This is a genomic window from Micromonospora sp. NPDC047134 (genome assembly GCF_040643455.1).
GTDB lineage: Bacteria > Actinomycetota > Actinomycetes > Mycobacteriales > Micromonosporaceae > Micromonospora.
Genome location: NZ_JBEYUI010000023.1, coordinates 38,625 through 59,142 on the forward strand (window position 1 = coordinate 38,625; position 20,518 = coordinate 59,142).

18 protein-coding genes and 1 pseudogene are annotated in these 20,518 nt (G+C 70.1%); 10 read left to right on the plus strand and 9 right to left on the minus strand.

From position 1 onward, the window contains the following. Positions 1–35: 35 nt before the first annotated feature. Together ABZ795_RS23610 and ABZ795_RS23615 are read right to left on the minus strand one after the other, a co-directional pair. Complete coding sequence (locus ABZ795_RS23610; protein ID WP_357531914.1) at positions 36–986, minus strand: malate dehydrogenase; 951 nt, start codon at positions 984–986, stop codon at positions 36–38. Positions 987–1,162: 176 nt separating this feature from the next. Continuing rightward, positions 1,163–2,023: a bifunctional methylenetetrahydrofolate dehydrogenase/methenyltetrahydrofolate cyclohydrolase gene (locus ABZ795_RS23615; RefSeq protein WP_327024134.1), complete on the minus strand. Its 861-nt coding sequence runs from the start codon at positions 2,021–2,023 to the stop codon at positions 1,163–1,165. A gap of 441 nt (positions 2,024–2,464) precedes the next feature. Here ABZ795_RS23615 and ABZ795_RS23620 point away from each other — a divergent pair, with 441 nt between their 5' ends. The 5 genes from ABZ795_RS23620 (at position 2,465) to ABZ795_RS23640 (ending at position 8,155) form a co-directional block, all read left to right on the plus strand. Next, the gene (locus tag ABZ795_RS23620; RefSeq protein WP_357531915.1) at positions 2,465–4,069 is read left to right on the plus strand and encodes an ABC transporter substrate-binding protein; all 1,605 of its coding nucleotides are present in this window, start codon (positions 2,465–2,467) and stop codon (positions 4,067–4,069) included. An 85-nt stretch (positions 4,070–4,154) separates the two neighbouring features. Continuing rightward, a complete protein-coding gene (locus tag ABZ795_RS23625) occupies positions 4,155–5,093 on the plus strand; it encodes an ABC transporter permease (protein ID WP_327024132.1) in 939 nt (312 codons plus the stop codon). Then, complete coding sequence (locus ABZ795_RS23630) at positions 5,086–6,042, plus strand: ABC transporter permease (protein ID WP_357531916.1); 957 nt, start codon at positions 5,086–5,088, stop codon at positions 6,040–6,042. Before ABZ795_RS23625 ends, ABZ795_RS23630 begins: the two co-directional genes overlap by 8 nt. A 66-nt stretch (positions 6,043–6,108) precedes the next feature. Then, positions 6,109–7,149 (plus strand): ABC transporter ATP-binding protein, encoded by a 1,041-nt coding sequence (locus tag ABZ795_RS23635; RefSeq protein WP_357531917.1) that lies wholly within the window; start codon positions 6,109–6,111, stop codon positions 7,147–7,149. After that, positions 7,133–8,155: a dipeptide ABC transporter ATP-binding protein gene (locus ABZ795_RS23640; RefSeq protein WP_357531918.1), complete on the plus strand. Its 1,023-nt coding sequence runs from the start codon at positions 7,133–7,135 to the stop codon at positions 8,153–8,155. The genes ABZ795_RS23635 and ABZ795_RS23640 overlap by 17 nt, the downstream gene beginning before the upstream one ends. A gap of 96 nt (positions 8,156–8,251) precedes the next feature. Here ABZ795_RS23640 and purH read toward each other — a convergent pair whose 3' ends face one another. Then, entirely contained in the window at positions 8,252–9,823 is a 1,572-nt protein-coding gene (gene purH, locus ABZ795_RS23645) for a bifunctional phosphoribosylaminoimidazolecarboxamide formyltransferase/IMP cyclohydrolase (RefSeq protein WP_327027426.1), read from the minus strand. A gap of 3 nt (positions 9,824–9,826) precedes the next feature. Further along, a pseudogene (gene purN / locus ABZ795_RS23650) lies at positions 9,827–10,438 on the minus strand (phosphoribosylglycinamide formyltransferase); the annotation flags it as partial. A 154-nt stretch (positions 10,439–10,592) separates the two neighbouring features. Here purN and ABZ795_RS23655 point away from each other — a divergent pair. Then, on the plus strand, positions 10,593–10,892 hold the full coding sequence (locus tag ABZ795_RS23655) for a CD225/dispanin family protein (protein ID WP_327024128.1): 300 nt from the start codon (positions 10,593–10,595) through the stop codon (positions 10,890–10,892). A 5-nt stretch (positions 10,893–10,897) separates the two neighbouring features. After that, positions 10,898–11,632 carry a DUF4190 domain-containing protein gene (locus tag ABZ795_RS23660; protein ID WP_327024127.1) on the plus strand — a complete coding sequence of 245 codons (735 nt, stop codon included), beginning with the start codon at positions 10,898–10,900 and terminating at the stop codon, positions 11,630–11,632. Between the two features lie 120 nt (positions 11,633–11,752). On the opposite strand, the gene ABZ795_RS23665 is transcribed toward ABZ795_RS23660, so the two are convergent. Further along, complete coding sequence (locus tag ABZ795_RS23665; protein WP_327024126.1) at positions 11,753–13,045, minus strand: DUF6350 family protein; 1,293 nt, start codon at positions 13,043–13,045, stop codon at positions 11,753–11,755. Positions 13,046–13,201: 156 nt separating this feature from the next. Here ABZ795_RS23665 and ABZ795_RS23670 point away from each other — a divergent pair, with 156 nt between their 5' ends. Further along, entirely contained in the window at positions 13,202–13,465 is a 264-nt protein-coding gene (locus tag ABZ795_RS23670; protein WP_357531919.1) for a DUF4190 domain-containing protein, read from the plus strand. 46 nt (positions 13,466–13,511) lie between these two features. On the opposite strand, the gene sucD is transcribed toward ABZ795_RS23670, so the two are convergent. From sucD to ABZ795_RS23685, 3 genes are all read right to left on the minus strand, one after another. After that, positions 13,512–14,399 (minus strand): succinate--CoA ligase subunit alpha, encoded by an 888-nt coding sequence (gene sucD / locus ABZ795_RS23675; RefSeq protein ID WP_357531920.1) that lies wholly within the window; start codon positions 14,397–14,399, stop codon positions 13,512–13,514. Positions 14,400–14,401: 2 nt separating this feature from the next. Next, positions 14,402–15,580: an ADP-forming succinate--CoA ligase subunit beta gene (gene sucC / locus ABZ795_RS23680; protein ID WP_357531921.1), complete on the minus strand. Its 1,179-nt coding sequence runs from the start codon at positions 15,578–15,580 to the stop codon at positions 14,402–14,404. Between the two features lie 478 nt (positions 15,581–16,058). Continuing rightward, positions 16,059–16,463 carry a cobalamin B12-binding domain-containing protein gene (locus ABZ795_RS23685; RefSeq protein ID WP_327024122.1) on the minus strand — a complete coding sequence of 135 codons (405 nt, stop codon included), beginning with the start codon at positions 16,461–16,463 and terminating at the stop codon, positions 16,059–16,061. 448 nt (positions 16,464–16,911) lie between these two features. Here ABZ795_RS23685 and ABZ795_RS23690 point away from each other — a divergent pair, with 448 nt between their 5' ends. Further along, positions 16,912–17,625 (plus strand): M23 family metallopeptidase, encoded by a 714-nt coding sequence (locus tag ABZ795_RS23690; RefSeq protein WP_327024121.1) that lies wholly within the window; start codon positions 16,912–16,914, stop codon positions 17,623–17,625. Between the two features lie 276 nt (positions 17,626–17,901). Next, on the plus strand, positions 17,902–18,717 hold the full coding sequence (locus ABZ795_RS23695; protein WP_327024120.1) for a peptidoglycan DD-metalloendopeptidase family protein: 816 nt from the start codon (positions 17,902–17,904) through the stop codon (positions 18,715–18,717). Between the two features lie 4 nt (positions 18,718–18,721). Here the strand turns inward: ABZ795_RS23695 and ABZ795_RS23700 are convergent, their stop codons facing one another. Further along, positions 18,722–20,374 carry an ATP-binding cassette domain-containing protein gene (locus ABZ795_RS23700; protein WP_357531922.1) on the minus strand — a complete coding sequence of 551 codons (1,653 nt, stop codon included), beginning with the start codon at positions 20,372–20,374 and terminating at the stop codon, positions 18,722–18,724. Between the last annotated feature and the right edge of the window lie 144 nt (positions 20,375–20,518).

Consider the following 20,518-nt stretch of genomic DNA (forward strand, 5'->3'; position numbering starts at 1 on the left):
AACCTCTTGATCAACTCAGCAAAGGGGGTGCGGGGTTACATGGAGGCCACGTCGGCCTGCTTGGCGCGGACGGCCTCGGCGGCCTCCTTGAGGGCGGCCAGCTCGTCGGCGTCGAGGTCGGTCTCGACTACCCGCTTGACGCCCTGGGCACCGATCTCGGCCTCGACCCCGAGGTAGACCCCGGAGATGCCGTACTCACCGTCGACCCAGGCGCAGACCGGCATGACCTCGCCGGAGTCCTCCGCGACGGCCTTGGCCATCCGGGCGGCGGCGGCCGAGGGGGCGTAGTACGCCGAACCGGTCTTGAGCAGCGCCACTACCTCGGCGCCACCGTTGCGGGTCTTGACGACCAGCTCCTCGATCTGCTCGGCGGGCATCGCCTCGCGCAGCGGCTTGCCGTTGACCGAGCTCTTGGAGGGCACCGGCACCATGGTGTCGCCGTGCGAGCCGAGGGTCAGGGTCGTGACGGTCTTCACCGGTACGTTCAGCGCCTCGGCCACGAAGTTGGTGAACCGGGCGGTGTCCAGCATGCCGGCCTGGCCGAGCACCCGCTGGTGCGGGAACTGGGTGGCGAGCTGGGCCAGCGCGGTCATCTCGTCCAGCGGGTTGGAGACCACGATCACCACGGCGTTCGGGGCGTACTTGGCCACGTTCTCGCTGACCTGGCGGACGATCTTCGCGTTGGTCTCCAGCAGGTCCATCCGGCTCATGCCCGGCTTGCGGGGCAGGCCGGCGGTGATGACCACCACGTCCGAGCCCTCGATGGCCTCGTAACCCTCGCCGTTCGGGCCGGTGGTGACGCCAACGATCTTGGTCTCGAAGCCCTCGATGGCCCGCGACTGGTTGAGGTCCAGGGCGAGACCCGCGGGCTTGCCCTCCACGATGTCGGTGATCACGACGGTGTCGAAGACGTCGTACTCGGCCAGGCGCTGTGCGGTGGTGGAGCCGTAGAAACCGGCGCCGACGACAGTGACTTTCTTACCCATGGTCGTCCCACTCCCTGATACCAGTCGGTTTTCCGGACCGTATCAGCCATGGTGGCACCGATCAGGCCAGGGGCGGACGGTTATGAGCAGCTTGGGGGTTCCGTTGCGCCGCCTTGGGTGTTAATAGGGGACCCTTGCTCTACCGGAGGCGTTAAGAAGGTGCCCTTCCTTACACCTCAGCCGCGTTCGGCGCGCTCCACCACGTTGCTGAGCAGCATGGCGCGGGTCATCGGGCCCACGCCGCCGGGCATCGGCACGACCTTGCCGGCCACCTCGGCGACCTCCGGGTCCACGTCGCCGGTGTAGCGGCCCTTGCCGTCCGGGCCGATCACCCGGGTGATGCCCACGTCGACCACTACCGCCCCCGGGGTGATCATGTCGGCGGTGAGCAGCCCGGGCACCCCGGCGGCGACGATCACGATGTCGGCGGCCCGGGTGTGCGCGGCGAGGTCCAGGGTGCCGGTGTGGCACAGGGTCACGGTGGCGTTCTCGCTGCGTCGGGTGAGCAGCAGGCCCAGCGGACGGCCCACGGTGTTACCCCGGCCGACCACGGCGACCTTGGCCCCCCGCAGCGGCACCTCGTGCCGGCGGAGCAGTTCCACGATGCCGCGCGGGGTGCACGGCAGGGGCCCCTCGTAGCCGAGCACCAGCCGCCCCAGGTTGACCGGGTGCAGACCGTCGGCGTCCTTGTCCGGGTCGATCAGCTCCAGCACCCGCTGGGTGTCCAGGTGGCCGGGCAGGGGCAGTTGGACGATGTAGCCGTGGCAGGCCGGGTCGGCGTTCAGCTCGGCCAGGGTCTCGTCGACCTGGGCCTGGGTGGCCTCGGCCGGCAGTTCCCGCCGGATCGAGGCGATGCCGACCTCGGCGCAGTCCCGGTGCTTGCCGTTGACGTACGCCTGGGAGCCGGGGTCGCTGCCGACCAGCACCGTGCCGAGCCCGGGCACGATGCCCCGCTCCGCCAGCGCCTTCACCCGTGCCCGCAGTTCGTCCTTGATCTCAGCTGCGGTCGCCTTGCCGTCCAGAAGCGTCGCCGTCACGCCTCAGATCGTCTCATGACCGGTACGTCCGGCTGGCGTGGACCAGGCCAGCTCACCGACACCCGGGCCGAGGCACCACTCTCCGCAATGTGCATATCATCACGCTAGGTGATCGCCTGGCGGGGTGTTCGGTCCTCGGGCCGGACAATCAGGCGAGAAAACCCCGGAGCCCGGCAGGCCGACGCACCGGCCCCGACTCGCCACCAACCTCCCCCAGCCTCCCCGAAACCTCGCAGACTTTTGCCCGCTGATGTCGCGATAAAGCGGGAGGAACTTATAGCACGGGCAGGGCTACCCGACCAGCATCAGAACCCCGTTCCGTTATCCGTTCGCAACCGGCACGTGGTCGACCGCAGCTCACGGATCTACCGTTGCTTCTCGTTACGCAGAGTCACCCAGTGCCGGGTCCGGCTGCGTTGCGTAAGGAGATGAGGAGGCCTGATGCGTGTTCGTAGGCTCGCGGCCTGGACCGCTATCCCGCTCGCGGTGACCCTGGGCCTGGTGGCCTGTGGCTCGGGTGGCGGCAGTGGGTCCGGCGAGAGCGACCCCCATGCGGCCGTGCGGATCGAGATCGCCGAGCCGCAACACCTGGTGCCGACCAACACCAACGAGACCAGCGGCTCCCAGGTGCTGTCGGCCCTGTTCAGCCCGCTGGTCGACTATGACGCAGCGCACAAGCCGTACGAGGTGGCGGCCGAGTCGATCACGTCCGAGGACAACACCACCTGGACCGTGAAGCTCAAGGACGGCTACACCTTCCACAACGGCGAGAAAGTCACCGCCGACAACTACATCGACGCCTGGAACTACGGCGCGTACGCCCCCAACGGGCAGAACTCCAGCTACTTCTTCGAGAAGATCGCCGGCTACGAGGACCTGCAGGGCGAGACCCCCAAGGCCACCACCCTCAGCGGGCTGAAGAAGGTCGACGACCAGACCTTCACGGTCACCCTGTCCCAGCCGTACAGCGAGTTCAAGTCGATCCTCGGGTACACCGCCTTCTACCCCCTGCCGAAGGCCGCCTTCTCCGCCCCCGGGGTGCTGGCCGAGGGGTACGAGCAGGCGCCGATCGGTCAGGGCCCGTTCAAGATGAAGGGCACCTGGCAGCACGACGCCAAGGTCGAGGTCGAGCGGTACGACGCCTTCCCCGGCGAGCAGCCGAAGGTGGCCGGTGTCGAGTTCCGGATCTACCAGCAGCTCACCGCCGCGTACGCGGATGTGCTGTCGGACAACCTGGACGTGATCAAGACCATCCCCACCGAGAACCTGTCGACGGCCTCCGTCGACCTGGGTGACCGGTTCCGGCAGACCCCGGCCTCCTCGCTGCACTTCCTGGCCTTCCCCACCTTCCAGGACGAGTTCAGCAACCCGGACGTGCGCAAGGCCATCTCGATGGCGATCGACCGCGAGGAGATCACCAAGTCGATCTTCAAGGACTCCCAGCAGCCGGCCCGCTCGTTCGTCTCGCCGGTCGTGGCCGGGTACCGGGACAACACCATCGGCACCGCCGGTGAGTTCGACCCGGTCAAGGCCAAGGAGTTGTACGAGGCCGCCGGTGGCCCCTCGAAGATCACCCTGTCGTACAACGGCGACGGTGGTCACAAGGACTGGATCGACGCCACCTGCAACCAGCTCAAGGCCAACCTGGGCGTGGAGTGCGTCGGCAACGCCGAGCCGAAGTTCGCCGACCTGCTGACCAAGGTCAAGGACAAGCAGTCGGTGGGCCTGTTCCGGATGGGCTGGGTCATGGACTACCCCTCCATGGAGAACTACCTGGGCCCGCTGTTCAGCAGCAACGGCTCGTCGAACTACTACGGCTACAGCAACCCCGAGTTCGACAAGCTGCTCGCCGAGGGGGTCAGCGCCTCCAGCGAGGAAGAGGCGATCAAGAAGTACCAGGCCGCCGAGGACCTGCTGGCCCAGGACATGCCGGTGGTGCCGCTGCGGTTCGGTCAGAACAACTTCGGGCACTCGACCAAGGTGAAGAACGTCGAGGTGGACGTCTTCGACCGGGTCGACCTGCTCAAGATCGAGGTCGTCAAGTAACCCAGGCAGGAAAAGGCGGGTCGGGTCATCGCGTGATGACCCGACCCGCCACGGCATTCGCCCTTTTTCAGGGAGACTGCCAAGTATGTTCCGCTTCATCGTGCGGCGGCTGCTCCAGATGGTCGTGGCCTTCTTCGGCACCACCCTGATCGTCTACGCCCTGATGTTCGCCGGTCAGGGCGACCCGATCCAGGCCCTGGCCGGCGAGCGTCCCGTCACCGCCGCCCAGCGGGCGTACCTGACCGAGAAGTACCACCTGGACGCGACCGGTGTCGGCGGCTTCTTCTACCGCTACTTCGACTATCTGAAGAACCTGGTCCGGGGCGACCTGGGCGAGTCGCTGACCGGCCGGTCCATCGGGGAGATCCTGGCCAACGCCTGGCCGGTCACCATCAAGTTGGCCCTCATCGCCATAGCGGTAGCCGTCATCTTCGGGGTCACCGCGGGGGTGCTCGCCGGCATCCGGCGGGGCAGCATCTTCGACAACTCCACCCTGCTGCTGACCCTGCTGGTGCTCGGCATCCCGACCATCGTGCTGGCCCCCCTCGCGCAGTACCTCCTGGGCGTCAAGTGGCAACTCTTCCCGGCCACCTCCGGAGCCGACCCGGACTTCTACGCCCTGCTGCTGCCCGGCCTCGTGCTCGGCTCCCTCTCCCTGGCCACCGCGCTGCGGCTGACCCGTACCTCGGTGGCGGAGAACCTGCGCGCCGACTACGTGCGTACCGCCCGGTCCAAGGGCCTGCCGAGGCGACGGGTGGTGAGCGTGCACGTGCTGCGCAACTCGCTGATCCCGGTGATCACCTTCCTCGGGGTGGAACTGGGCAACCTGATGAGCGGCGCGATCATCACCGAAGGGGTGTTCAACATCCCCGGCGTCGGCTTCAACCTCTTCCGTGGCATCCGCACCGAGGACGGCCCCCTGGTGGTGGGCATCGTCAGCGTGCTCGTCGTGGTCTACCTCGTCTCCAACCTGGTGGTGGACATCCTGTACGCCGTACTCGACCCGAGGATCCGGTATGAGTGACTTCGAAACGGTGGCGTCCACGGAGAACCAGGACGCCCGACGGGGGGTGTCCGGCGATCCGCGTACCCCGGGTCGGATCGGCCAGTCCAACAAGCCCCGCAGCCTGGCCGGCGACGCCTGGCGGGACCTGCGCCGCAAACCCATCTTCTGGATCAGCCTGCTGCTGGTGCTGCTGATCACCGCGATGGCGGTCGCCCCCGGGCTGTTCACTCGCAACGACCCGGCGGACTGCGTACTGGCCCGCCAGCATGCCGCCCCCTCGGGCGGGGCCTTGTTCGGGTACGACTTCCAGGGCTGCGACACGTACGCCCGGGCGGTCTACGGGGCCCGGGCCTCGTTGCTGGTCGGCGCCCTCTCGGCCCTGCTCACCGGAGTGGTCGCGCTGGTCGTGGGAATGCTGGCCGGCTACTTCGGCGGCTGGGTCGACGCGGTGCTGTCCCGGATCGTCGACATCGTGCTCGGCATCCCGCTGCTGCTGGCCGCGATCGTCCTGCTCAAGCGGGTGGCCAGTGACAGCGCCACGGTACGACTGGCCTCGGTCATCTTCGTGCTGGCCGTGCTCGGCTGGACCACGACCGCCCGGGTGGTCCGCTCCTCGGTGATCACCGCCCGGCAGCAGGACTACGTGGCCGCGGCCCGGATGCTCGGCGCCGGCAACGGCCGGATCATGTGGCGGCACATCCTGCCGAACGCGCTGGCCCCGGCGATCGTGGTGCTGACCATCGCCCTGGGTTCCTTCATCGCCGCCGAGGCGACCCTGTCGTTCCTCGGGATCGGGCTGAAGGAACCCACCATCTCCTGGGGCATCGACATCAACAACGGTCGGGTGCACATGCGGGAGTCGGCCACCCCCCTGGTGGTCCCGTCGACCTTCCTGGCCCTGACCGTGTTGGCGTTCATCATGCTCGGCGACGCGATCCGCGACGCCTTCGACCCGAAACTGCGGTGACGCCGTGCGAGCGCGAGGAGTGAGCGCAGCGAGCCCCGCAGTCGCGAGCGAAAGGCCAGCACAGCCATGAGTCAGCACACGGTCGAGCCGACGCCAGCCTCCCCGACACCCCCCGGCGGCGGCCACCTGCTCGAGGTACGGGATCTGCACATCGAGTTCCGTACCGGGGAGGGGGTGGCCAAGGTGATCAACGGGGTCAGCTATCACCTGGACCCCGGGGAGACCCTGGCCGTGCTGGGCGAGTCCGGCTCCGGCAAGTCCGTCACCGCCCAGGCCATCATGGGCATCCTGGACATTCCGCCGGCGAACATCCGCTGCGGCGAGATCTACTACCAGGGCCGGGACCTGCTGGCCCTGCCCGAGGAGCAGCGCCGGCAGGTACGGGGCAAGGAGATCGCGATGATCTTCCAGGACGCCCTGTCCGCGCTCAACCCGGTCTTCCCGGTGGGCTGGCAGATCAGCGAGACCCTGCGCCTACGGCTCGGCATGTCCCGGGCCGACGCCCGCCGTCGCGCGGTGCAGCTGATGGAGCTGGTGCAGATCCCGGGGGCGGCCGGTCGGCTGGGCGACTACCCGCACCAGTTCTCCGGGGGTATGCGCCAACGGGTGATGATCGCGATGGCGCTGGCCATGGAACCCAAGGTGCTGATCGCCGACGAGCCGACCACCGCCCTGGACGTCACCGTGCAGGCCCAGATCATGGATCTGCTCGCCGACCTGCGGCGCGACCTGGACATGGCGATGATCCTGATCACCCACGACCTGGGGGTGGTCGCCGACGTGGCGGACCGGATCGCGGTCATGTACGCCGGCCGCATCGTCGAGCACGCCCAGGTCCGTCCGCTGTACCGGGCGCCCGCCCACCCGTACACCAAGGGGTTGCTGGAATCGATCCCCCGCCTGGACCAGCGCGGCGGGAAACTCTCCACCATCCCGGGGCTCCCCCCCAACCTGATGCGCATCCCCGGCGGCTGCCCCTTCCACCCCCGCTGCCCGTACGTGCAGCAGGTCTGTGTCGACGTGGTGCCGCACGACCTGGTCCTCGCAGACGGCCGGACCAGCGCCTGCCACTTCGCGCAGGAGGTGCACGATGACCGCGCCAGCTGACCCCGCCACCGTCCGGGGCGAGAAGATCCTCGACGTCGACCAGGTGGTCAAGCACTTCCCCATCACCCGGGGAGTGCTGTTCAAACGGAAGGTCGGCGCGGTCAAGGCGGTCGACGGGGTCAGCTTCACCCTGCAGCGGGGCGAGACCCTGGGCATCGTCGGTGAGTCCGGCTGCGGCAAGTCCACCCTGGCCCGCCTGCTGATGCGGCTGGAACGCCCGACCGCCGGGCGGGCCACCCTGGCCGGACGCGACCTGTTCGCCGCCTCCGGGGGCGAACTGCGCCGGATCCGGCGCAACATGCAGATGGTCATGCAGGATCCGTACACCTCCCTGAACCCCCGGATGACGGTCGGCGACATCATCGGCGAGCCCTTCGAGATCCACCCGGAGGCGGCGCCGAAGGGCAGCCGGCAGCAACGGGTCCAGGAACTGCTCGACGTGGTCGGGCTCAACCCGGAACACATCAACCGGTACCCGCACCAGTTCTCCGGGGGACAACGGCAGCGCATCGGCATCGCCCGGGCCCTGGCCCTGCGCCCCGAGGTGATCGTCTGCGACGAGCCGGTCTCCGCGCTGGACGTCTCCATCCAGGCCCAGGTGATCAACCTGTTGGAGGAACTCCAGGACGAGTTCGGCCTGTCGTACATCTTCATCGCCCACGACCTGTCCGTGGTCCGGCACATCTCCGACCGGATCGCGGTGATGTATCTCGGTCGGATCGTGGAGATCGGCACCGAGGAGCAGATCTACGAGCGGGCCACCCATCCGTACACCCAGGCGCTGCTCTCCGCCGCACCGCTGCCCGACCCGGAGGCCCGGGACCGCCGGGACATCATCCGGCTGACCGGCGACGTGCCGAGCCCGGCCGACCCGCCGAGCGGCTGCCACTTCCGCACCCGCTGCTGGAAGGCGCAGGAGATCTGCGCGATCGAGGATCCGCAGGCGGTACCCCGGGCGGCCGACCCGCACCCCTCCGCCTGCCACTTCGCCGCCCTCCGGGAGTAAGGAAGGGCCCCTTCCTAACGCCTCGCGTAGAGGAAGGGACCCTTCTTAACATCGGGCACCGCCGGGCGGTGCCGGGACGCCGGGCGGCGCCGGAGGTCAGTGGAAGAAGTGGCGGGTGCCGGTCAGGTACATGGTGACCCCGGCCTGCTTGCAGGCGGCGATCACCTCCTCGTCGCGGATCGAGCCGCCGGGCTGCACGATGGCCCGGATGCCGGCGTCGATGAGGATCTGCGGGCCGTCCGCGAAGGGGAAGAAGGCGTCCGAGGCCGCTACCGCCCCGCCGGCCCGGTCGGCACCGGCCCGGCTGACCGCCAGGCGGGCCGAGTCGACCCGGTTGACCTGACCCATGCCGACACCCACGGTCGCACCGTCGCGGGCCAGCAGGATGGCGTTGCTCTTGACCGCGCGTACCGCCCGCCAGGCGAAGGCCAGATCGGCCAGGGTGGCCTCGTCGGCCGCCTCGCCGGTGGCCAGCCGCCAGGTCGCCGGGTCGTCGCCGCCTGCGTCGATCGCGTCGCGCTGCTGCACCAGTACCCCGCCGGTGACCTGCCGCCACTCGGCCGACTGCGGCCGGAACTCCGGCGCCCGCAGCAACCGGATGTTCTTCTTGGCCTGGAGCACCTCGGCCGCACCGGGCTCGTACCCGGGGGCCACCACGACCTCGGTGAAGATCTCCGCGATCTGCCCGGCCAGCTCGACCGAGACCGGCCGGTTCACCGCGATGACCCCGCCGAAGGCGGAGACCGGGTCGCAGGCGTGGGCCTTGCGGTGGGCGTCGGCCACGTCCGTGCCGACCGCGATGCCGCACGGGTTGGCGTGCTTGATGATGGCCACCGCCGGCTGGTCGGCGAAGTCGTTCGCGGCCCGCCAGGCGGCGTCGGCGTCGACGTAGTTGTTGTACGACATCTCCTTGCCGTGCAACTGCTCGGCCTGGGCCAGCCCGGCCGGGCTGGCCGGGTCGGCGTAGACGGCCGCCCCCTGGTGCGGGTTCTCGCCGTAGCGCAGCACCGCCTGGCGGCGCAGGGCCAGCCCGGCGAACTGCGGCCACCCCTCGGCGGCGGGGACCAGGGTGGTGGCGAACCAGTCGGCGACGGCCACGTCGTACTCGGCGATGTCGGCGAAGGCGCGGGCGGCCAGGGCCCGGCGCTGCGCCAGGGTGAAGCCACCCTCGTCGAGGGCGGCCAGCAGCAGGGGGTACGCGGCCGGATCGGTCACCACCGCCACGGAGGCGTGGTTTTTGGCGGCGGCCCGCACCATCGCCGGGCCACCGATGTCGATCTGCTCGACACACTCGTCCTGGCTCGCGCCGGAGGCGACCGTGGCCTGGAAGGGGTACAGGTTCGACACCAGCAGGTCGATCCCGGCGATGCCGTGCTCGTCCAACTGGGCGGTGTGGGTGTCCTTGCGCAGGTCGGCGAGGAGCCCGCCGTGGATCTTCGGGTGCAGGGTCTTCACCCGGCCGTCGAGGATCTCCGGAAAGCCGGTCACCTGCTCCACCGGGGTCACCGGTACCCCGGCGCCGGCGATCGTCGAGGCGGTGCTGCCGGTGGAGACGATCTCCACACCGGCGGTGTGCAGCGCCTGGGCCAACTCGACCAGCCCGGTCTTGTCGTAGACGCTGACCAGTGCCCGCCGGATCGGGCGGCGCCCGTCATGGATGGAACTCACTCCAACTGTGACCTTTCTTCCGGTGATCGTCCAGCCCTCGCGGACCAGTCGGCCCACCTGCTCGACGAGTTGCTGCCGCTCGGCTTCCTTGATGCGCTCGGTGAGGGTGTCGACGTCGTCGTCGTCGAGGACGGGCACCGCCACCTGAGCGACGATCGGGCCGGTGTCCATTCCGGCGTCGACGAAGAAGAGGGTCGCCCCGGTGACCTTCACCCCGTAGGCGAGGGCGTCACGCGGGCCGTGGATACCGGGGAAGGCCGGCAACAGGGTGTTGTGGGTGTTGAGGTAGCGGTCGCCGAAGGCGGCCAGGAAACGCGCGCCGACCAGCTTGAGGAAACCGGCCGAGATGACCAGGTCGGGTCGGTGCTCGGCGACCCGGTCGGTGAGCGCGGCGTCCCACTGCTCCCGGGTCGGATGGTCGGCGACCCGCTCCACGAAGGTCGGCACCCCCGCGGCGACCGCCCGGTCCAGCCCGGCGATGCCGTCACGGTCCGCACCCACCGCGACCACCCGGGCTCCGTACGCCTGGTCGGCGGTCGCGTCCAGCAGGGCCTGAAGGTTACTTCCGGAGCCGGAGATCAGGACGACGATGCGGGCGGGCTCGTTCACCGGCACACCCTATCCGGCCCCCGACCGAGGTCCGGACGCTGGGCGCAACCGGATCGGCAACTGCCGAATTGGCGTGGACCAGGTACGCTGCCGGTCGCTCGGGCCCGGCGCGCGTCCGGCCCGCACCCGTCAGTGAACGCAACCTGAGGAGCACATCGAGATGCAGCCCGGATACCCCTCGCAACCGCCTCAGCAGATCGACAACAACATGACGATGTCGATCGTCGCGATCTTCCTCTTCTGGCCGCTGGCCATCCCCGCGCTCATCAACGCCTCGAAGGTCAACACACTGCTCCAGCAGGGTGACTACGCCGGTGCCCAGGCCGCCTCGGCCGAGTCGAAGAAGTGGTCCAAGTGGGCCCTGATCGTCGGCATCGCCTGGATCGCGATCATCCTGGTGTGCTGCGTGGGCAGCAGCCTGGTCGGCGCGCTCAACAGCAGCACCGCGATGAGCTACTGATCCGGATGCAGCCTGGTAACCCCGGTCAGGACCCGTACGGCCAGCAGCCGCCGTACGGCGACCCGACCTCCTCGCCGCCCGCCAATCCGTACTCTCCGCCGCCGGCCAACCCGTACGCCCCGCCGCCGGCCAACCCGTACACCCCGCCGGTGGATCCGTACAGCCCGGCGGCGGATCCGTACGCGCCGTCCGAGTCGGCCCCGGCTGATCCGTACGGTCAGCAGCCGGTCTCCTCCCCTCCGCCGGTGTCCCCGGCGCCGCACGCTCCGTACTCCCCGGCGCCGCACGATCCGTACTCCTCGCCGCCGGCCAACCAGCCCCCGGCCTACGGGCAGCCGAACTACGGGCAGCCCGCCTATGGGCAGCCGACCTACGGACAGCCGCCGATGTCGGGCCAGCCCTACGGCGACCCGTACGCGGCACAGCAGTCGTACGGTGGCGGACCGATGTACCCGCAGGCCGGCTTCGCCGCCCCGGGTGGCCAGCAGAACACCCTAGGCCTGGTCTCGATGATCCTCGGCATCGCGGCGATTCCGCTGTTCTGCTGCTATCTCGGCATTCCGCTGGGCGCGGCCGCGCTGATCACCGGGTGGCTGGGCAAGCAGAAGGCCGACCAGGGTCTGGCCAGCAATTCGGGGCAGGCGCTGGCCGGCATGATCTGCGGTGGTGTCGGGGTGCTGCTCGGCCTGCTCCAGATCGTGCTGCTGGTGATCAATATCAGCCTGCCGACACAACTCTGAGCACCACGCATCGAGGGGCGTTCCGGATCACCGGGACGCCCCTCAGCCGTCTGCCCACCGGGCTGAGCGATCCGCGCCGGACCCGCGGAAGGCGGTGGCGACAGCCTCCGCCTTCCGTCGTCAGGCGGCTGCCCGGGCCAGCCAGCGAACGGCGGCGGCGCCGAGCACCGCGCCGGCACCGATGACCAGAGTCGAGGCGAGGGCCACCTGCCAACCGACCGGGCCGAGGTCGGCCAGCCGCCCCCCACCCAGCGGCCCTCGGGAGGCCTGGGCGGCCACCCCCATCAGCAGCCCGGTCACCGGCCCGGTCGACACGGCCGACAGGAACAGGGTCCCCCAGCTCAGGGTCGTCCGCTGGGCCATGACCCCGCGGAGCAGCCGACGGGCGAGCAACCCGCCGACGACCATCCCCACCAGGGCCGGCAGGGCCAGGATTGACACCGACCAGAAGCCGTCCACCGGCCCACCGGGCAGTCCGGCGAACAACGGTATGGCCGGCAGCGCTCCGACGGCCACCTCGCTGGTCCGTACCGCGGTGTCCGTGCCGACCGCGAAACCGGGACCCAGCAGGTAGCTGGTGGCCCAGACGGTGGCGTTGGGGGCGTAGGCCAGACTCACCAGGGTGATGCCGGCCTGACCGGCCACCCCGGTGCGGTACGCGCCGATCAGATCGGCCGCGTCACCCCCGCCGGTCGCCACCGCCAGCCCGGCCACGGCCGCACCCACCCCGAGCAGCACCAGCCCGGCCACCAGCCCCGCCTGGGCCCCCTCCCGCAAGGGCTTCGGGGTCCGGGCGGCGAGCAGTTCGGAGACCCGGCTGGTGCGGGCCGCCCCGACCCCGGCGGCCAGCAGGCCGAGCAGGCCGAGGGTCAGCCCGGCCCGCACGGCCGACACATTCATGCCGCCGGCCCCGACCAGCAACGCCCCCAGCACCCCCAACAGGGCGTACGCGACCCCGACCGCGACCGCGGCGACCAGGGTCCGGCCCGGTGACCGGCTGCCTCGGGCACCGATGGCACGGGTGACATGCACCCCGGCCCGGGACAACCGCCACAGGGCCAGGGCGGTGACCGCCAGCGGCACCAGGCCCAGCGGACCGGTGGCGGTGTCCAGGGGCACCCCGTGGCCCAGCAGCCACCCGGCCGTGCCCGCGCGTACCGCACCTAGCAGGCTGGCGGCACCCTCGCTGAGCTGGAACAACCAGATCACGAAGGCCACCGGGAGCCAGGAGGTCAGGGCGGCGCCACCGGCGGCCACCAGGGCGGCGATCACCAGCGGGGCGTGGTTTCGACCGGTGGTCTGACCACGGGGGGACGGCACCCGACGCGGCGGGCCGGCACGACCGGGCGGCCGGTCGCCGGCCTCCCGGGCTTCGTGGGCCCGCCGGGGCTGGTCAGGGGTGACGGATGACATCGGTTCTACTCTGGCATGCCGCGCCGAGGTCGGCTGTCCGACACCACGCCACCCGGATCATCAGTTGCCCAATTCCGCGTGGCACCGCGGGTCCTGCTCTAGCCTCGGCACCAGGCAGCCGTGACACCTCGCGGCGACTAGCGTTCGGAGGAAGCCGTGTCCACTGCTTATCCGCCGCCCCCGCCACCACCGCCGGCCGGCCGGGACCGCACCACTTTCTGGGGGGTGCTGGGGATCGTCACGGGCCTGCTCTGCTGCGGCATCCTCGGCATCGTCTTCGGCTGGCTGTCGATCCGTGACGCGCGGCGCTTCCGCCAGTCCCCGGTGCTGGGTTACGTGGCGATCGGCCTGGGTGTGCTCAACATCGTGCTCAGCCTGATCCTGCAGGCGACCGGGAACTACCCGTACTGGAACCGCTGAGGGGCCGACCGACCGGTCAGCCCCTCAGCGCGGTTCAGCGGTCCTCTCAGCGACCGGACATCAGCTCCCGCATCAGCTTGGCGGTCTCGGTCGGCGTCTTGCCCACCTTGACGCCGACCGCTTCCAGTGCCGCCTTCTTGGCGTCGGCGGTACCCGCCGAGCCGGAGATGATCGCACCGGCGTGGCCCATGGTCTTGCCGGGAGGCGCGGTGAAGCCGGCGATGTAGCCGACCACCGGCTTGGTGACGTTGGCCTTGATGAACTCGGCCGCCCGCTCCTCGGCGTCACCACCGATCTCACCGATCATCACGATCGCGTCGGTGTCCGGGTCCGCCTCGAAGGCGGCCAGGGCGTCGATGTGGGTGGTCCCGATGATCGGGTCACCGCCGATGCCGACGCAGGTGGAGAAGCCGATGTCGCGCAGCTCGTACATCATCTGGTAGGTCAGGGTGCCGCTCTTGCTGACCAGACCGATCCGGCCCGCACCGGTGATGTCGGCCGGGATGATGCCGGCGTTGGAGGCGCCCGGCGAGGCGATGCCGGGGCAGTTCGGGCCGATGATCCGGGTCCGCTCCCCCTTGGCGACGTTGTACGCCCAGAAGGCGGCGGTGTCGTGCACCGGCACCCCCTCGGTGATCACCACGGCCAGCGGGATCTCGGCGTCGATCGCCTCGATCACCGCGCCCTTGGTGAACTGCGGCGGTACGAAGATGACGGTGACGTCCGCACCGGTCTCCTTCATCGCGTCGGCGACGCTGGCGAACACCGGCAGTTCGGTGCCGTCGAAGTCGACCGTGCTGCCCGCCTTGCGGGGGTTGACCCCACCGACGACGTTCGTGCCGGCGGCGAGCATCCGTCGGGTGTGCTTGGAACCCTCGGAACCGGTCATCCCCTGAACGATGACCTTCGAGTCCTTGGTCAGCCAGATTGCCATGATCAGACCCCCGCAGCCGCCAGCTCGGCGGCCCGCTCGGCCGCGCCGTCCATGGTGTCGACCCGCTCGATCAGCGGGTTGTTCGCGCCGTCGAGGATCGCCCGACCCGCCTCGGCGTTGTTGCCGTCGAGTCGGACGACCAGCGGCTTGGTGACTTCCTCGCCGCGCTGCTTGAGCAGGTCCAGTGCCTGGACGATGCCGTTGGCCACCGCGTCGCAGGCGGTGATGCCGCCGAAGACGTTGACGAAGACGCTCTTGACCGAGGGGTCGGAGAGCACGATCTCCAGACCGTTGGCCATCACCGCGGCGCTGGCGCCGCCACCGATGTCGAGGAAGTTGGCCGGCTTGACGTTGCCGTGCCGCTCCCCCGCGTAGGCGACCACGTCGAGGGTCGACATGACCAGACCCGCGCCGTTGCCGATGATGCCGACCTCGCCGTCGAGCTTGACGTAGTTGAGGTCCTTCTCCTTGGCGGCCTGCTCCAGCGGGTCCACCGTGGCCTGGTCGACCAGGGCCTCGTGGTCCGGGTGCCGGAAGCCGGCGTTCTCGTCGAGGGAGACCTTGGCGTCCAGCAGCAGCAGCTTGCCGTCCTTGGTCTTGGCCAGGGGGTTCACCTCGACCAGGGTGGCGTCCTCGGCCACGAAGGCCTGCCACAGGCCCACCGCGGTCTCGACGACCTGGTCGGCGACCTCGGCCGGGAAGCCGGCCGCCTCGACGATCTCCCGGGCCTTGGCCTCGTCCACGCCCTTGACGGCGTCGATCGGGGCCTTGACGACCTTGTCCGGGGTGTCGGCCGCGACCTGCTCGATGTCCATACCGCCGGCGACGCTGGCGATGCAGAGGAAGGTACGGTTCGCCCGATCGAGCAGGTATGAGAAGTAGTACTCCTCGGCCACGTCGGCGGTCACCGTGATCATGACCTTGTGGACCGTGTGACCCTTGATGTCCATGCCGAGGATGTCGGTGGCCCGGGCCACCGTCTCCTCCGCGCCCTCGGCCAGCTTGACGCCGCCGGCCTTGCCTCGGCCGCCGACCTTCACCTGTGCCTTGACGACCACCCGGCCGCCGAGGCGTTCGGCGATCGCGCGGGCCTCCTCTGGGGTCGTTGCGACGCCGCCGGCGAGCACGGGCAGACCGTGCCGCTCGAACAGGTCCCGCCCCTGGTATTCGTACAGGTCCACGATTGCGCGTCCCGTCCCGTCTCTGCGGCGCACCGTCGCGCCGCCACCAGCGTATGGAAAGAAAACAGTGCGATGCCTGACATCAGTGGAAGTTGAAGCAGGCCATTGGGCGCAGCCTAGCGAGGACAGCACGAGGGGCAACCGAGCGGGTGCGCGGTGTGCCCTAATCCACAGCCTGCCCGAAGTCCCGCACCACGACGGTCCGGCGGCCCGGCACCAGGTCACCCGTTCGAGCGATCTGGCCGGTCCGCAGAGGGATCTCGCTGCTGGTGCGTAACCCCGCCGGAAGGGCTTCGTTGAGTCAGATGTCGGCGCGCTGGAAAGCGCGAGGACAGGAAAGCGGCCGATGCCCTGTCGGTCGAGGGGTGGCGGCGGGGCATCGTGCATAGAGGGGCCGGACGTGTGAGGGGTGCGTCCGGCCCCTCACTCTGCCCGTCGAACATCCGGGTCCCGGCGTACCGGCCGGTCGAACCCGGCCTCAGGCCACCGGCTGGGCCACGTTCTCCCGCACCCACTCCACGATGGACTGGGTGGTCGCGCCCGGGGTGAAGATCTTGGCGACGCCGAGCTGCTCCAGCTCCGGAAGGTCGGCGTCGGGGATGATGCCGCCCCCGAAGACCACGATGTCGCGGGCGTCGCGCTCGTCGAGCAGTTCGAGCACCCGCCGGAACAGGGTCATGTGCGCCCCGGAGAGCACGGACAGGCCCACCGCGTCCGCGTCCTCCTGGATCGCGGTCTCCACGATCTGTTCCGGGGTCTGGTGCAGGCCGGTGTAGATGACCTCCATGCCGGCGTCCCGCAAAGCCCGGGCCACCACCTTTGCGCCACGGTCGTGACCATCCAAGCCTGGCTTGGCGACGACGACCCGAACACGAGAGCTCATCTGCGCATCCCTTTCACCGGCATAGCGGCAATCACCTGAACGAACGGTAACCCGCACAGCCTGGCCCGGGAAACCGGGGCGAGAGAGATCGCACACCAGCCTCCGACCCCCGAGGAAAATCGCGGGACCTTTTCACCCTCCGGAACTGCACTGCGGGCACCTGAGCCGTCAAGGAGGACGACTCAGCCGAACGGTCACGGTGCGCTACGAAAGGATGATGACCCGGACAGCCAGGAGAGGCCCAAAGACCTGACAATGGTGGACGGAAAGGGACAGAATGGAGCGGTGAATTCGGCGCTCCGGCTTGTGGCTCGCCTGACGGTTGGCTACCGTGTCCACGGTTGTCATCAGGTCTACGGACGGGTGACGACGCGGCACCAGCCACCACCGGGATCTCGGTCCGGGTGGGGGCCAGGCCGCATCGGAACCCCGACAACGGAGGGTATGCGTGCGTCAGCGCCTGTCGTCTGAGCCCGATCGATATCGCGGCCGCCGCCGCGTACCCACCCCCCCACGCAGCCGCTACGCGGCAGTCGTCACCACCGCCTTCGTCGGCGCCGGTGTGGTGGCCCTGGGCGCCGGAGCCCTGCCGGACGCCAAGAGCGTCAACCCCTCGGTGCTGGACGAGCTGAAGCAGGCGTCGATCAGCAGCCAGGGTGCGGCGGACCGCGCCGACGCCGCGGACCGCGCCTCCCGGGACGGCCGGGGCGCTTCGGAGATCGTCGCCGACTCCGGTGTCTGGCTGCTCCCCCTGCAGGGCTACGACTTCAACTCCCCGTACGGCATGCGCTGGGGCAAGCTGCACACCGGCATCGACCTGGTCGCGCCGGAAGGCACCCCCTACGTGGCGATCCACGAGGGCAAGGTCACCAAGGCAGGCTGGTTCGGCGGCTACGGCTACGCCGTGATCGTCCAGCACGCCGACGGCAGCGAGGCGATCTACGGTCACTCCTCGGCACTCAGTGTCCGGGAGGGCCAGCAGGTCAAGGCCGGTGACCAGCTCGGCCTGGTGGGCAACACCGGCCACTCGTACGGCTCCCACCTGCACCTGGAGATCCATGTCAAGGGCTCGCCGCTCGACCCGGTGCCCTGGCTGCAGGAGCGCGGAGTGGACATCAAGCTACAGGTCGAGGCAATCTACAGCGACGTAGCCGACTCCTGACCATCAGTAAGGCCCGTTGACCGCCCGGATCAGTCGATCCGGGCGGTTTTCTTCTGCCGGCAGGACCGGAAAGTGTCTCAGCCCACAGTGGCGACTGTGTCCGATGCCACATCGACCCTGGGTGACGGACCCGGTCAGTCGGCCCCGGCAGCGGACAGACCCGGACAGCGCAACGGGCCTGCCGTACCGGCCCGTCAACCCCCGGTACCCCTGGCCAGGCGGATCGACACCAGGATTTCGAGGTCACGTGCCACTTCGATCCAGTGAGGTCTGCCCGTGCAGGACGAGAACCCCGCCCCGTACCGGAATATCCCCGACGCTCCGGCCCGGCACCGGCGTCAGATCGGCTGGCGCAACCGCAGCCTGGTCATCGGCGCGGTAGCGCTGGTCGGTCTCGGCGGCGTCGCCGTGTCGACCCGCGACGACCAGCCCACCCCGAGCCCGGTCTCCCTCGACGCGCAGACCCAAGCCGAGGCCGCCGCCCGAGCCGAGGCCGCCGCCCGAGCCGACCGGTCGGACCGGGAACCGGTCGAGGCGAGCGCGCTCGGCAGCCCGACTCCGAGCGCCAGCCCGACCGCGGAGCCCAGCCCTACCGCTAGCGCCAGCCCCACCGCGAAGCCCAGCCCCAAGGCCAGCAAGGCCAGCCCGAAAGCCACCAAGGCCGCGCCGAAGCCGACCAAGAGTGCGACCTCGGGCTGGGTGATTCCGATGGCGGGTGCCGCCATCACCTCCTGCTACGGCCCCCGGTGGGGCACCCTGCACGCCGGTATCGACTTCGCCCTGCCGGCCGGCACCCCGGTCCGCGCCGCCTTCGGCGGCACCGTCACCAAGGCCGGTGACGTCGGAGACGGCTACGGCATCTCCGTCGTCATCGACCACGGCAACGGCTACCTGACCCACTACGCCCACCTGAGCACCACCAGGGTGAGCGTGGGCGAGAAGGTCAGCACCGGGCAGACCATCGGCCTGGAGGGCTCCACCGGCGATTCGACCGGCCCGCACCTGCACTTCGAGGTGCACCAGGGGCAGATGTGGAATCAGATCGATCCCGCACCCTTCCTGCGGGCCCGCGGCATCGAGGTGGCCTGCTGACCAGTCAGACCACCTCTGGGTCGGCCAGCGACAGGGCGGGCCAGTCCGCCAGGTCGGCGAGCATCTGCCGGTCGTGAGTGGCGACGACGACCGCCGCCGAGGTCTGGCGCAGGGCGGCGGTCAACTCGTCGACAAGCGGGGCGGACAGGTGATTGGTGGGCTCGTCGAGGAGCAGCAGATCCGGCCGTTCGGCCAGCCGCAGCGCCAGGTTCAACCGGCGTTGCTGCCCCTGCGACATCCGCCCGACCGGGGTGCGAAGGGCCTCCCGGTCGAGCAACTGGGTGGCGGTCAGCGGCAGCCGCTCGTGTTCGCCGAGGCGCCCCCGGCTCTGGAGGTGGCCGACATGCCGGTCGTACAGCTCGTACGCCAGGAGGGTGGGCGGCCAGGCCGGCACCTCCTGCCCCAGCAGGGCTACCCGGGCCCGCGACAGATGATCCACCTCCCCGGTGGAGGGGGTCAGCTCCTTGGCCAGCACCGCCAGCAGGGTGGACTTGCCCGCCCCGTTGGGGCCGGTCACCAACAGCCGGTCCGCGCCGTCGAGGCTCAGGGTGACCGGGGTACGCAGCCGCCCGGTCACGGTGACCTCCGTACAGCGCAGGAGAGGTGACCGACCCCGGGTGCTCAGATCGGGCCAGCGCAGCCGCAGGGGCGGCTCCGGCACGGTGAGTCGGTGGGCGGCGAGGTCCTCCTGGCGGCGCCGCAGGGCCTGTACGACCCCGGGGGCCCGGGACTGGCGCTGGTGTTTGCCGTGTCCCTTCTCTGGGCGCCAACCGGTGCTCAGCCGCTGCTGGGCCTCGGTCACCGCGTCGGCCAGCCGCTGATGCTCGACCTGCTGGGCCTCGTAGTCCCGCTCCCAGCGTTCGCGTTCTCGGCGCCGCCCCTCCTGCCAACCGGCGTACCCGCCGGCGAACAGCCGGGGTCGTCCGTCCTCGCTGGGGTCCAGGTCCAGGAACTCCGTGGCCATGTCGCGCAGCAGGGCCCGGTCGTGCGTCACCACCACCACCCCGCCCGGATGCTCGCGCAGCCGGCCGGTGAGGAACGCCAGGCTTGCGGCATCGAGATGGTTCGTCGGCTCGTCCAGCATCAGCAGGTCGTAGCGGGCCCCCAGCAGGCAGGCCAGCCGAACCCGGTAGCGCTGACCCACCGACAGGGTCGACAGCGGGCGCTGCCGGTCGGTGCAGGCGTCCAGCCCGGCCAGGGCCATGTCGACCCGACGCTCCGCGTCCCAGGCGTCCAGCCTTGTGGCCGCGTCCAGGGCGGCGGCGTAGGCGTCGTCCGCACCCCGGACCCCCTCGGCCAGGGCCGTCGCCGCCTGGTCCAGGGCCCGCAGGGCGCGGCGGGACTCCCGGGTGGCGGCCCCGACGAGGGTGCCCACGGTCTCACCGTCGTACGCCGGGAGGGCCTGCTCGGCCAGGCCGATGGTGCCGGCCCGGTCCACCGTGCCCTGATCGGGTGTGATCGTCCCGGCCAGGACGTGCAGCAAGGTGGTCTTGCCCCGGCCGTTCTCACCGACGATGGCCAGCCGGGAGCGGGCCGAGACGGTGACGCTGACCTCGGACAGCACCACCCGGCCACCCCGCACCACCCGAACGCCGTCCGCCCGTACGTGTGCCCGGTGGTCTGCCGGCAGCCGGCCGGCGGAATGCAACTCGTTCACTATCATGTGTCTGCTCTTCGGCTCGTCATGGAGCCGGGCAGCACGATCACGCCGCCCGGCAGGAACACCCAGGACGGCGGAGCAGAGCTCGCTTTAGAGAAAGCCGGTAAACCCTGCCGCCGTCAGCGGCGGAACCAGGGCTTC